This window comes from Actinomyces timonensis DSM 23838 (assembly GCF_000295095.1).
GTDB lineage: Bacteria > Actinomycetota > Actinomycetes > Actinomycetales > Actinomycetaceae > Actinomyces > Actinomyces timonensis.
This window is the reverse complement of record NZ_JH806634.1, coordinates 108,832-120,969: the sequence shown is the minus strand read 5'-3', so window position 1 is coordinate 120,969 and position 12,138 is coordinate 108,832. Positions and strand designations below refer to the sequence as shown.

General features: G+C 65.4%; 11 protein-coding genes. 4 read left to right on the top strand and 7 right to left on the bottom strand.

Annotation, left to right across the window (positions count from 1 at the left end; all coding sequences use genetic code 11):
- Positions 1 to 55: 55 nt before the first annotated feature.
- Both A1QA_RS0110810 and A1QA_RS0110805 read right to left on the bottom strand, forming a co-directional pair.
- On the bottom strand, positions 56 to 1,027 hold the full coding sequence (locus tag A1QA_RS0110810) for a diaminopimelate dehydrogenase (RefSeq protein WP_017178922.1): 972 nt from the start codon (positions 1,025 to 1,027) through the stop codon (positions 56 to 58).
- 372 nt (positions 1,028 to 1,399) lie between these two features.
- A complete protein-coding gene (locus tag A1QA_RS0110805; protein WP_017178921.1) occupies positions 1,400 to 3,202 on the bottom strand; it encodes an oleate hydratase in 1,803 nt (600 codons plus the stop codon).
- 267 nt (positions 3,203 to 3,469) lie between these two features.
- Here A1QA_RS0110805 and A1QA_RS0110800 point away from each other — a divergent pair, with 267 nt between their 5' ends.
- Together A1QA_RS0110800 and A1QA_RS0110795 are read left to right on the top strand one after the other, a co-directional pair.
- On the top strand, positions 3,470 to 4,705 hold the full coding sequence (locus tag A1QA_RS0110800) for an ATP-binding protein (RefSeq protein ID WP_017178920.1): 1,236 nt from the start codon (positions 3,470 to 3,472) through the stop codon (positions 4,703 to 4,705).
- 329 nt (positions 4,706 to 5,034) lie between these two features.
- Positions 5,035 to 5,739 (top strand): sunset domain-containing protein, encoded by a 705-nt coding sequence (locus A1QA_RS0110795; RefSeq protein ID WP_244266146.1) that lies wholly within the window; start codon positions 5,035 to 5,037, stop codon positions 5,737 to 5,739.
- Between the two features lie 114 nt (positions 5,740 to 5,853).
- Here the strand turns inward: A1QA_RS0110795 and A1QA_RS0110790 are convergent, their stop codons facing one another.
- Entirely contained in the window at positions 5,854 to 6,039 is a 186-nt protein-coding gene (locus tag A1QA_RS0110790) for a YegP family protein (RefSeq protein WP_017178918.1), read from the bottom strand.
- Between the two features lie 248 nt (positions 6,040 to 6,287).
- Between A1QA_RS0110790 and A1QA_RS0110785 the strand changes: the two genes are divergently transcribed.
- Both A1QA_RS0110785 and A1QA_RS15535 read left to right on the top strand, forming a co-directional pair.
- Positions 6,288 to 6,515: a hypothetical protein gene (locus tag A1QA_RS0110785; protein WP_017178917.1), complete on the top strand. Its 228-nt coding sequence runs from the start codon at positions 6,288 to 6,290 to the stop codon at positions 6,513 to 6,515.
- Positions 6,512 to 6,790, top strand: a complete 279-nt coding sequence (locus A1QA_RS15535; RefSeq protein WP_154652389.1) for a hypothetical protein — start codon at positions 6,512 to 6,514, stop codon at positions 6,788 to 6,790. The genes A1QA_RS0110785 and A1QA_RS15535 overlap by 4 nt, the downstream gene beginning before the upstream one ends.
- 220 nt (positions 6,791 to 7,010) lie before the next feature.
- Here A1QA_RS15535 and A1QA_RS0110780 read toward each other — a convergent pair whose 3' ends face one another.
- The 4 genes from A1QA_RS0110780 to ychF form a co-directional block, all read right to left on the bottom strand.
- Positions 7,011 to 8,495, bottom strand: coding sequence for an ApeA N-terminal domain 1-containing protein (locus A1QA_RS0110780; protein ID WP_026048877.1), 1,485 nt, complete (start codon positions 8,493 to 8,495; stop codon positions 7,011 to 7,013).
- Between the two features lie 95 nt (positions 8,496 to 8,590).
- Entirely contained in the window at positions 8,591 to 9,748 is a 1,158-nt protein-coding gene (locus A1QA_RS16035) for a hypothetical protein (RefSeq protein WP_154652388.1), read from the bottom strand.
- Positions 9,745 to 11,010, bottom strand: a complete 1,266-nt coding sequence (locus A1QA_RS0110770; protein WP_017178914.1) for a DNA cytosine methyltransferase — start codon at positions 11,008 to 11,010, stop codon at positions 9,745 to 9,747. The genes A1QA_RS16035 and A1QA_RS0110770 overlap by 4 nt, the downstream gene beginning before the upstream one ends.
- Positions 11,007 to 12,125: a redox-regulated ATPase YchF gene (gene ychF, locus A1QA_RS0110765; RefSeq protein ID WP_017178913.1), complete on the bottom strand. Its 1,119-nt coding sequence runs from the start codon at positions 12,123 to 12,125 to the stop codon at positions 11,007 to 11,009. Before ychF ends, A1QA_RS0110770 begins: the two co-directional genes overlap by 4 nt.
- Positions 12,126 to 12,138 lie beyond the last annotated feature (13 nt).

Here is a 12,138-nt window from a genome sequence, read left to right as displayed (position 1 = left end):
TCAATAACGTATCGCGTTATGCATGGGAGGCTGGGTTTTGTCCTGGGGAAAGCGCTCAGAGGTAGTGGGCGCGGAGCTCGGCGGGGTCCTTCGGGGACAGGTCGGCGAGGGTGACGTCGAAGACGGTGCGGGCGCCGGTCTCGCCGCGGGCGGCCATTCGGGCGGCGGCGCGGCCCATGGCGGTCACGACGGAGCCGGTGAACTCGGGGTTGGAGTCCAGGGCGAGCTCGAAGGTGATGCGCTCGGCCACGCCGTCGGAGGTTGTGCCGCGGCGGATGACGGTGCCGCCGTGCGGGATGCCGGCGTGCTTGGCGGCCATCTCCTCGGCGGAGATGAAGGTGACGGTGGTGTCGTAGTCGGCGAAGTAGTTGGGCATCTCCACGATCTCCTTCTCGATGCGAGCGAGATCGGCGCCCTCGGCGGCCACGACGTAGCAGTCGCGGCGGTGCATGGAGCGGGTGGTGAGCTCAACGTCCTCGCCGTTCTTGACGGCGTCGACGGTCTCGGGCACGGGGAGCGTGTACTGGCGGGCGTCGAGCACGCCGTCGATGCGGCGCACGGCGTCGGAGTGGCCCTGGGAGACGCCGGGGCCCCAGAAGGTGGTGGTGGTGCCGTCGGGGAGGACGGAGTCGCCCAGGACGCGCAGCATGGAGAACAGGCCCGGGTCCCATCCGGTGGAGATGATGGCGAGGTGGCCCGCGCCCTTCGCGGCGGCGTCGACGGCGGCGAAGTAGGTGGGGATCTCGGCGTGGGTGTCGAAGGAGTCGACGGTGGTGAAGTGCGCGGCCGCGGCGGGGCCCTGCTCGGCGAGGTCGGTGGCGGATCCGCCGCAGTTGAGGCAGACGTCGACCTTGTCGGCCCAGGCGGGCATGTCGTCGATGTGGGCGACGGGGGCGCCCTGGGTGGCGATCGAGGCGGGGTCGCGCCGGGTGAAGACGACGAAGAGCTCCATGTCCTCGCTCTTGGAGATTGCCTGCTCGGCGCCTCGTCCGAGGTTGCCGTATCCGTTGATCGCGACCCTGATCATGAGTCCTCCTAGGAGTTCGTCGTGCCGTCCCTTGGCGTTTGGGCCACGGCGCGGGCAGGGGCCTGGCCGGGGACCGCAGAAGCGTAGGCACCGCCCATATGTCCAGCGCGTGACGACCGCTCTGCGGACGCCGCGGGGAGGAGGCGGGCGGCCCGACGGCGCTGGCAGGCCGGGCGGAGGCCGGGAGGCAGTTGGACAGCACCCTTGGCCCGGCGTTGCGCCCTCAGCCCGCCGTTGCGCCCTCACCCCGCTCCCGCCGTCTCATCCTCGCAGTTCGAGGGCGCAAGGGCGGGCCGAGACGGCGGGAGCGGGGTGAGGGCGCGTTTGAGGCCACGAACCGGAGCCACATGGCCCCGGCGCGTCTCACGCCTCTCAGTGCCGCGCCTTGCCCCCGGGCAGGAGGCCGGCGTCCTGGAGGAGCTCGGCGATCCAGGTGCCACGCAGGCGCTTGAGGGCCTTCGTCTGGACCACTTTCGGCAGGCGCATGGGCAGGGGCTCCTCGAGGATGGTCTTGCGGTCGCGCAGGTAGTAGGTGGCTTTGAGCAGCTCGCGCAGGTCGTAGGCGGAGGAGAAGACCTCGGGCACGCCGCGGTCGACGTCCATGAGGGCGTAGACGGCCTCCATGGCGGTGCGCACGGAGTACTCGGTGGTGAAGACCGTGTCTCGGGTGGGTGATTCGGCGAAGTTGCCGATGAAGGCGAGGTTGCGCGAGCCGGCGGGGACGACGTCGGGGCGGTCGCCGGGGCGGCGAGGCATGAAGTAGGAGGTGATGAAGGGCATGTAGCAGGGAACCGTGTTGACGGATTCCTGCCTGGCGAGCTCATCGATGCGGTTGGGCTCGACGCCGAGGTGGTAGAGCCACTCGCGGGTGATCTCCTCGCCGGTGCAGTCGACGATGCGCTTGTGGACGTAGTCGCCCTCGGTGTCGGAGTAGAGCCCGTAGATCCACACGACGGTCTGGTTAGGGGCCTGCTCTTTGAAGTGGGGCTGGCGGTGGATGGCGAAGCTGAGCATCCAGCTTGAGTCGGTGATGGTGATGATGCCGCCGGTGTTGACCTTGCCGTCGTGGAGGTCGCGCTGGGTGAGCCGCTCGATGTAGGAGTCGATCTGCGTGTTCTCGATGGTGGCGGTGGCGGAGATGAACCAGGAGCGCTCGGGCAGGTCCTTGTAGAAGACACTGGGGCGGCCGAAGTCGGGGCTCTGGGCGGCCAGCTTCTCCCACAGGGTCCAGGAGCCGCCGGGCTCGCTCGTGGCGGGGGCCGGGGTGTGGTGATCGCCGTAGGTGGTGGACTCGGTGATGGAGCCGTTGGTGATGAGGACGAGGTCGTCCTCGCCCAGGGCGATCTCCTTCTCCTCGCCGTCAACGGTGACGAGGAGCGCGGTGGCGGTCTTCTTCCCGCCGTCGGCGCTCACGCGCACGTCGCGGGCGGCGGTCCCGTAGCGGATGTCGACACCGTGGTCCTTGAGGTAGGCCAGGAGGGGTTTCACCATCGACTCGTACTGGTTGTACTTGTTGAATTTCAGGGCGGTGAAGTCGGGCAGGCCGTTGATGTGGTGGACGAAGCGCAGGAGGTAGCGGCGCATCTCGGCCAGGGAGTGCCAGCGCTCGAAGGCGAACATCGTGGCCCAGTAGGCCCAGAAGTTGGACTCGAAGAACTCCTCGGAGAAGTAGTCGTCGATGGTGCGGGCGCCGACGCTCTCCTCGCTCATGAGGAACAGGCCGACGATCTCCTTCTGCGAGGCCTCGGAGAGGGTGAAGTCGCCGTCATCGGCCACGCGCTCGCCGCGGTTGTGGATGAGGCGGCAGTTGGAGGAGTTGGGGTCGTCCTTGTCGAGCCAGTAGTACTCGTCGAGGTAGGAGGCGCCCTCGACCTCGAGGGACGGGATCGAGCGGTACATGTCCCACAGGCACTCGAAGTGGTTCTCCATCTCGCGCCCGCCCCGGGTGATGAAGCCGACGTCGGGGCGCTTGACGCCGTCGAGGGAGCCTCCGGCCAGGGGGAGCTCTTCGAGGAGGTGGATGCGATCGCCGGGGACCTGGGCGTCGCGGATGAGGAAGACGGCGGCGGATAGGCCGGCCAGTCCGGTGCCGATGATCCAGGCGGAGGCTCGCTCCGCGCGCTCGGGCTTGCGAGGGCGGGCGAAGGCCTCGTAGTTGCCGCTGGAGTAGTACATGGCGCATCTCCTTCGGTGCGGGTGACGTTCCGGGGTCGTGTCCAGGGCGGCCTCGGGCTCGCACAGCATTGTGCTCCCATGGGGCGCCCGGCGGTGGGCGCCCTCGGCCCGGCGTTGCGCCCTCGGCCCGCTCCCGCCGTCTCATCCTCGCAGTTCGAGGGCGCAAGAGCGGGCCGAGACGGCTTCTGCGGGGTGAGGGCGCAAAGAAACGACGACGCCTGCTTGATAAACTTATCAAGGCCCCCCAGTCTTGATAAACTTATCATCGTGCGCACGCCACTCGACTCCCCCTTCAGCCCGGGCTCGGACACCGTCCCCCAGGTCTGGGCGGGCCGCACACCTCAGCTCAGTGACTGGAGGGATGTGCTCAGGCCGCGCAGGATCGCCGGGATCCCAGAGCGGGGCAGAACGATCCTGGGCGAGGCCGGCACCGGCAAGTCGTCTCTCGTGAGGAGGATCGCCACCCAGGCCGCCGCTCAGGGCGACTGGGTGACGCCGCAACTCCGCATCCCCTCGGGCAGCGACCCGATCAAGCGCGTCGCCTCGGCACTCCTCGACCTCGCGGGCACAGCCGGCCTAGCCACAAGGCGCGAGCGGCGCATCGCGGAGCTCCTGAACCGGGTTCAGACGGTCGCCGCCTCGGGGGTTTCTCTCTCGCTACGCCCCGGCGAGGGCCCGGAGCCGTACATGGCGCTGACTGATCTTCTCGTGGAGATTGGCCTGGCGGCAGAGCGGCGCGGCGATGTCATGGTGCTTGTCCACATCGACGAGGCTCAGAACATCCATGACAGCAATGCTCTCTCGCAGCTGCTCATCGCCCTGGGCGATTCGCTCACCTTTGAGCACGAGGCGCGTGCCCCGGGCGGACTGAGCGTCAGCAGGGGCCTGCCAATCGCCGTCTATCTCACGGGACTACCTGAGTTCGCGGAGATCGCGGGAGCCAGAGAGGGCGCGACGTTCGCTCGCCGCTTCCAGACGTCGATCCTGGGCGCAATCGACGACGACGCCCTCATGACCGCGCTTCAGCCCCTGGTCACTCAGGGTTGGGAGATCCCGAGCGATCACGGAGCTCAGCGCGTTTTCATGGAGCCAGCCGCCCAGCGCAGGATCGTGGATCTTGCTTGCGGGGAGCCGTTTCTCTTCCAACTCGCGGGCGAGCGGGCCTGGTACGCGGGCACTGGTGACATCATCACGGATGATGAGGTGACGCGGGGCTGGCGCGATGCGGCATTGGAAGCGGAGGCCCATGTCCTGCGCATCCTGGATCGCCTGCCCGCTCGCGAGCGCGAGTTCGTCGAGGCGATGGCCTCGCTTGAACCGGAGGACCGAACGTTGACGAATATTTCCCGGCAGCTGGGGCACAAGGCAGTGACCGCCGCCGGGCCGACCTCCCAGCGCCTGGACGTTGTGCGCGGGATTATCCAGCGAGGGAAGCCATATCGTTTCCAGCGTCGCGCGGTGGAGACCTATCTGACGAGCGACTGGCCGAGGGCTGCGCGGTAGGTCGACGTACACTTCTTGGCGAGAGTCCCCGCCCTCGCTTCCCCGCTCCCTTGGTTTTCGCAGCCTGGCCGAGGTGCAGGCTCTTGCCCGCATGTCCCACCACTGGCGGTGGGGCACGGGCCGGAACATGGAGGAATCCCATAATGAACCTTCGTCGATCCGCGATCGGGACGATTGCGGCGTTCTCGCTCCTCGGAGCAGTTATCCCCGCCGCGGCCGCGGATGAGCCGCCGTCTCCCGACGCGCCTCTCGCGACGGCAGCGGCGCCGTCGCCCACCGCGATCTGGACGACGGCGCCCCAGCCCGCGCCTGCGCCGCAGGCAGGGTGGGTGTGGAGCAACGGCGGCTGGTACTTCTACAAGGCAGGCGAGCCCAGGACTGGGTGGATTCCCGACGGCGGCGCCTGGTATTTCCTGAAGTCCGACGGCGCGATGGCGACGGGCTGGGCTCATGACGGCAAGGCCTGGTATTACCTCAATGGTTCCGGAGTGATGCAGTCCGGCAGGTGGCTGGACTCGAGCGGGACCTGGTACTACCTGCTCCCGTCCGGGGCGATGGCCGCGAATCAGTGGATCGCCGACGGCGGCGCCTGGTATTTCCTGAAGTCCGACGGCGCGATGGCGACGGGGTGGGCGAAGGCGGGAGCCTCCTGGTACCACTTCACGCCGACCGGAGTGATGGAGAGTGGGATGTGGATCGGCTCGGGGAGCAGTTGGTACTACCTGACGGCGTCGGGCGCGATGGCGACGAGCATGTGGGTGGGTGACTACTACCTCAAGGCCGATGGCTCGATGGCTATTGGTTGGGCGCAAGATGGCGCCACGTGGTACCGGTTCAGCGGGAGTGGGCGTGTGGCGAGTCGCTACAACCCGGGGACGTACACGTGCCCGAGCTGGGCGCAGGTCAAGGGCAACGGGGAATCGAAGATCTACCACCGTCCCGGCCAGCGCTTCTACAACCAGACGAAGGCTGAGGAGTGCTTTGTGAGCGGCGCGGACGCTGAGAACGCTGGGTACCGCGCCGCGAAGGTGTGAGTTCGGCGGGCGCCTTCCCGAGGCGCTACTGAACGGGCGAGGGGGTGCGCGGAGCGGTTGCTCCGCGCACCCCTGCGCGTTGCGTTCGACTGGCCGCCGATGGTTGGCGCCGGTTCAGTCCTCGGTGAGGTCCTTGATCGCGGCGTCGGCGGCGGCGCGCTGGACGGCCTTGGTTCCCTTGACCGCAGCGGCCTTGGTCTCGTAGGCCTGGCCGGTGGCGACGACCTCGCCGTTGCCGGCCTTGAGGCGGAAGCGGAACTTGCCGGAGCTGTCTTCGTAGACCTCGAACTTGCCTGCCATCGTCTTCTCCTCTGTGTCAGGGACAACTTAAAACGAGTATGACACGGCGAGCCCGGCCCGCAAAGAGGCTCGAAGGCCGAAGCAAGTTCGCCCCATGGCAGCGACAGCAGTATCGCCCCGCCTGCCACTCATGTCCGAACAACCGCGCCTTGACGCCACGCCATGCTGAGCAAGGAGCCCCCAGAGACACCCCTGGCCCATCTGCAGCACCATGGCCGACGGAGCCCGACAGTGTTACCTTGGACGCCATGGAGGATCCGATCATCGCTCGGTCCGCGCTCAAGTATGGACTCGATGAGGCCGCGATCCTTCACGCCTACCGGAACCCAATCCGAGCATGGGATCTTGGTGACGGGTTTACGATGATCATCGGCGCAAATGAGGCCGCGCTGATCCTTGAGGTCGGCTACATACGAGCAACGACTACCGTCGTTATCGTTCACGCCATGCAAGCTCGCAAGAAGTTCCTGAGGTGACCATCATGCCGCGCACAGTTGAAGAAATCCTCGCCAGCTCGGACAAACTTGTCGCCCGCTTCGAGGAATACACTCCGTCACCCGAAGATGAACTCGACGTAACCGCAGTGAACGCGCTTCGCGCAGCAGTCGCGGAGCGGTCAAACGCCGAACGTCACCTGAAAGACGTCGTACAAGCAGCCCGGAGAACCGGCATGTCTTGGGATTCGATTAGCACCTTCGTTGGAAGCTCAGCCCAGCGGATTCAGCAAGATTACGGCGATTTTGTCGCCTGACATATGAGCCAATTCGCGGCCGCCAGCCTTACCGCCGCGACCGCTTGCCACCACTAGTGGCGAAGACGCTGGCACAGAGCTTGTCCGTCTGCCGGAGGCCTTTTGGGGCTCTTCCGGTTTGAGGGTGCGGGCGGGATGCTGTGCACGCGGGGCCGAGGGACGGCCTCCTCCTGCCCGAGGCCACCCGACCACGTCCGGAGAACGACGACATCTGCGTCGCTCAGGAGTCGGGTTCTAGAGCCACCAACCACTCGCGCGCTTCCCGGGAGACCGCCCGCAACTGTGAGTTCTCTTGCACGATTTGGCTCTGCCGCTCTGCTGGCAACCCGAGCTCGTGCAGAACATTGAGGATAACGACTGCTCTCGTGGTCTCGACGATCGCCACCAGCTCATCGATAGAATGCTTAGGCGTCCGGCCCTCGTGTGCGAGATAATTACGGGCTTGCGTCGTCCGCTTCGCCCATTGATCGACGTTCGGCACAAGCTGCGCAATTGCTTCCGGGTCCGGGCGAGCGGCGAGGGAACGAAGTCTGTCTCGGAGTGTCGGATCGTTTCTGATCATCCCCTTGAATCTGCTGCGGTGTTCTTCGGGCACCTGGCGGAGCACGGCGTCGCGCATCGCCGCGAAGTCCACCTCGGGGAATGGCTTCTCATCGATGCGGAGGCCACGGTGCAGGACCTCGGCAGCACCTACCGCCATCAGGAGGCTGTTCTCGATGAAGCGGTCCGGCGCGTAGCGCAGACCCAGGATCATGTTGATCGCTGCCTGCAGTCGACCATGCGCCTCGCACCAACGGGGCACGATTTCCTCGAACGGGATTTCGTCACAAGTGAAAAAGACGCGGCGAGGATCCGCAGCCTTCGCGTCATGCTTACCAAGCGCCAGGGGAGAATAGAGGACATCGGCCTTCCTGCGCGGAACCCGCTGACCGTTCCGGCGGACCGACTCGGTCCCAGCAACCTCCAGCTGGAGCCAGATCACGCCAGCGGCGCGGTGCGTTGCCAGCGCGATCAGATCCTGTATGAGGTTCGCCGCCTCCAGCGCCGCCCTCAGGGCGAACGGCTCCGCCCGGCACACACGGACGGAGACCGTCTCGCGCATGCGTCCGACGGTTTCACCCTTGCGCCAGTTGAAGTACGGCAGGGTGTGAGTGTGCACGAGGCGGTATTCTGTGCCATCGACCGTCACCGCCTGGGGCTCGACCGGTTTCACCGAGATGGTCCCACTCCCGTCAATCTTGTCTCCGGAAGTACCGACCGTGGTCTCGAACACAGACGATGCAGCCCAGTACGTCAAGTCTTCAACCGAGACCTCGGCCGCCGCGAACGCCGCGCCCTCTTCTCCGCTGACGTGCGCACCGATGATCGCTATCGTCGCGGTCACGGTCTGCGTATCTGGGCTCTTCCCCTGCACCAACACGGCCCGTTTCGAACGGATAGGGATGCAGCCCAGGAGCGTGACCTCACGTTGCCCGGCCATACCGTAGATGACCTCCCACGTCCTGGCGCCCTCATGAACGACCATTACCCCCGGTTCCGGGTTAGAGGTGATGCGGTCCTCGAATGCGCCGATCAATGAGAGTGAAGGGTTGCCTTCTCCGTCGTACCGCATGACGCCTGGGAGCTGATTCTCAGGGTCGTCCGGCAGCCACCACAAGCCAGCCCACTCGGCAGCCTCATCGAGATTCAGAGGATCTCTGGCCATCGCTCTCCCATGGCGACTACTTTTCCCACTAGATGTAAGCCCAACTCACACATTGAACCGGAACTCCACTCGATAGCCGCCACCTTCAGGTTCGTTCAGGACCGTCCGCCGACACGGATCGAACCTCGACGACGACTCGCGCTCTGCAAACGGGAGTCCTGCTCTTCCGGCTCTCCGTCGACAGCAGCGTGCAGCCAAGCGGAGAGGAAGTCCGTGCCACGAACTTCAGCGTCTGCCTCAGACTCGGTGGCCATTGCAATGACAAGTTCCGAGAACTGATATCCGGTCTCTTCCGAAGCAGTACGAAACGCCCGCTGATACACGCGGAGCAGCAGTTCGGCACCAACCGCAGACTGCGTCAGTTCATTCAGCGCAGTGGCACCGACCATTACCGCCGTGTTCGGCGAACAACGTTCGACTGCCCCACGGGAACGGTGACCGCGAAGTGTGTTCCCGACGATCGCGACGTAGAAGGTGTCAGCGCCGTACAGCCCCTCTAGAGCACGCAGCTGCTCACCCAACCTCTTGCCATCCCCGCCTTTAGCCGAGCCGGTCTTGCTCTTGACCTGGAACAGCCGAAGCGCGTCGGGCCTCTCAGGAACGGGCACCTGACCGACATCAGCTCCAGGGAACGGATTGAAGATTGGATGAAGGGCCTCTTTGCCCTCGGCCCCCTGAGGCTCAGGCACTCGAAAATTACCCCGGATATGACCAATGACCCCCTCATGAAGGTGTCCAAGGAGGTCTTCGATCTTCATGAGTACCTTATGGGAGGCCGTGTGGTTGATGGTGCGTTGGAGACTCCTCTCGCTGAGAAGCTCGTAGTTGGCAGCGAGAATGAAGGGATCCAATACGTCCCCGGGGTTCGATCCCACACGCAGGTCTGCCGCCGATGTAGGGAAGCGCTTGACGCTGCCTTCCACAAGGTTGGCGACCTTTCGGGTGACCTCGGCAGGGTCAGCGAACGCCCGACACAGTTGGATCTGGTCAGCCAAGTCGCTCGCAGTGGACGTGCCAGAGGGGTAGTGCGGTTCGAGCAGCGCGAGAAGCTCCGCTCGAGACAGGTTTCCCACTTCTACGGCACTCAGATCCGCGACGACCCCGTCGAGCGGCCTCAACCCGAGCTGGTCCGCCGCCAGATTCAGGAGATCCTGCCCGCTCGCCCCTCGAATCCACTCGATATCCCGATGGGTCTGCTCGATTCGTGCCAGCAAGTCGGGGTTGATTTCACTGAGTCCATCTAGGTAGCTCAAGGCGCGTCATCTCCTCGCGGAGCGTGGGCGACCTTGTTCCGAGCCGAGGCACGCAGCCGCGACACGGCCTGCTGGAGCATGACCTCGGTGCTGACGTTGTCAGCATTGCTTGGCTCGTGGAGGGTGACCCCGATAGCCTTCCCCAGCGCAACCGGAACAGCGTTCCCGATCTGGGTGTACCGATCGGCGATAGAACCCTCAATCACCCAATCATCGGGGAACCCCTGGAGCCGTGCGCATTCGCGCACAGAGAGAGGGCGACTTGCGCTCGGGTGACACATCGCGGAACCCTTGCGGTTTGGCTTCCCGGTGATCGTGGGTGACTGCCCGTCCCAATCGAGCCTCCGGAAGAATCCGGTCTTGCCTCCCCCGGCAAGGAGGCTCTTCTCCCCCATGGCCTTGACTGCTATGTCGGGGGGCAGGTCACGCCAGTTACCCCCTGGCGGAACCAAGTCGAAGAAGGCCTTGGTCTCGGGGGTGTAAAGGGAGCCTGGCCCAGGGTCGTCGAGCAAGTCACCAATCGCGTCCCGAACGGTGACGCGCCGCTGTTCCGGAGTTCCATGAGTAGGCTCGATGAAACGTGGCGGCGCGGTGTCACGGAAGCCAAGCATGACAAACCGAAGGCGGTTCTGAGGCGCTCCATAGTCCGCTGCGTTGAGGATGGCGAACCTCACTTGATAGCCAAGATCAGCGATAACGGTCGACAGCAGATAGCGAATGGCACTGCCGGATTGCTCGTCCTCCGCAAGGGGAGCAGGCTCCCCCGCGACCTCGAAGAGGGTGGGTGCGAGCGAGCTCGAATACGAGGATAGGTTCCAGGACTTTCCAGGACGTTCTGAGATGGGCCGGTGGCGCACTGCCGCTGTGACGAGGTTAGCCACATTCTCGAAGACAAACATTCGGGGGCGAACCTCTGCGATGAGTCGCAGGTACTCAAAAATGGCGTTCCCACGCGGGTCGTTGAGTGCCGCCCGGTTACCGCCGGTCGAGAAGCTCTGGCACGGCGGCCCCCCAACCATGAGGTCAACGTCCCTGACGCCGGTCATGCGGTAGAGCTCATGGGCATTGAGGTCGGCGACGTCTGATTCGAGGACCATGGTAGACGGCCGATTACGGCGAATCGTTGAGCAGAACTTCGGCTCAATCTCAACCGCTAACGACGGATGCCACCCCGCCGCCTCCAAGCCGAGGTCGAGCCCCATGGCGCCCGAGAAGAAGGACCAGACGATTGGCGCGTCGCCGTGGCTCCGTGCGGCGCTCATTTCTTGCCACCAGACGTTAGTCCAGAGCGGAACTCCACCACGTCGCCGTCGGCCATGATGTAGTCCTTGCCCTCCATGCGGACCTTGCCAGCGGCGCGGGCGTCGGCCACGGAACCATATTCCATCAAATCATCGAAGGAGACGATCTCCGCCTTGATGAAGCCCCACTCAAAATCCGTGTGGATGACGCCAGCAGCCTGAGGCGCCGTCGCGCCCTTGCGGATCGTCCACGCGCGAGCCTCCTTCGGGCCCGCCGTCAAGTACGTCTGCAGGCCCAGAGTGTCGAAGCCGACCCGCGCGAGCTTGTCCAGGCCAGACTCCTCCTGCCCATTCTCATGCAGCATCTCCGCAGCCTCCTCCGGCTCCAGCTCCACGAGCTCGGCCTCGAACTGCGCGTCCAGGAAGATCGCCTCAGCGGGCGCCACCATCTCGCGCAGCTCCGCCTGTCGAGCCTCATCAGCCAGCCCCGCGTCATCCGTGTTGAACACGTAGATGACCGGCTTCGTCGTCATGAGCTGGAAGGAGCGCAGCGCCTCCGCGTCCACCCCCGCCTTCTCCGCGGCGCCCGAGGCCACAGCGGCGGACAGCATCGTCCCCTCCTCCAGGATGGCCAGCGCCGCCCTCGCCGTCTCCAGCACCACCGGATCCGTCTTCTTGCCGCGCACCTCCTTCTCCAGACGCGGGATCGCCTTCTCCAGCGTCTGAATATCCGCCAGCACGAGCTCGGTGGCGATCGTCTCGATATCCGAGGCCGGGTCCACCTTGCCGTCCACATGCACGACGTCAGGGTCATCGAAAGCCCGCGTCACCATGCAGATCGCGTCCGCCTCGCGGATATTCGCCAGGAACTGGTTGCCCAGGCCCTCGCCCTCGCTCGCGCCGCGCACGATCCCCGCGATATCCACGAAGGAGACCATCGCTGGGACCTCCCGCTCGCTGTGGAACAGCTCCGCCAGGCGGCCCAGCCGCTCATCGGGCAGGGGGACGACGCCGACATTCGGCTCGATCGTCGCGAACGGGTAGTTGGCGGCCAGGACGGTCGCGCGGGTCAGAGCGTTGAACAGGGTGGACTTGCCGACGTTGGGCAGTCCGACGATTCCAATAGTGAGTGCCACGAGGCGAGTCTAA

Bases quoted from the DNA above. Each gene is read 5' to 3' on its own strand.
- A1QA_RS0110810 (WP_017178922.1), bottom strand. From the start codon at position 1,027: ATGATCAGGGTCGCGATCAACGGATACGGCAACCTCGGACGAGGCGCC.
- A1QA_RS0110805 (WP_017178921.1), bottom strand. From the start codon at position 3,202: ATGTACTACTCCAGCGGCAACTACGAGGCCTTCGCCCGCCCTCGCAAG.
- A1QA_RS0110790 (WP_017178918.1), bottom strand. From the start codon at position 6,039: ATGGCAGGCAAGTTCGAGGTCTACGAAGACAGCTCCGGCAAGTTCCGC.
- A1QA_RS0110785 (WP_017178917.1), top strand. From the start codon at position 6,288: ATGGAGGATCCGATCATCGCTCGGTCCGCGCTCAAGTATGGACTCGAT.
- A1QA_RS0110780 (WP_026048877.1), bottom strand. From the start codon at position 8,495: ATGGCCAGAGATCCTCTGAATCTCGATGAGGCTGCCGAGTGGGCTGGC.
- A1QA_RS0110770 (WP_017178914.1), bottom strand. From the start codon at position 11,010: ATGAGCGCCGCACGGAGCCACGGCGACGCGCCAATCGTCTGGTCCTTC.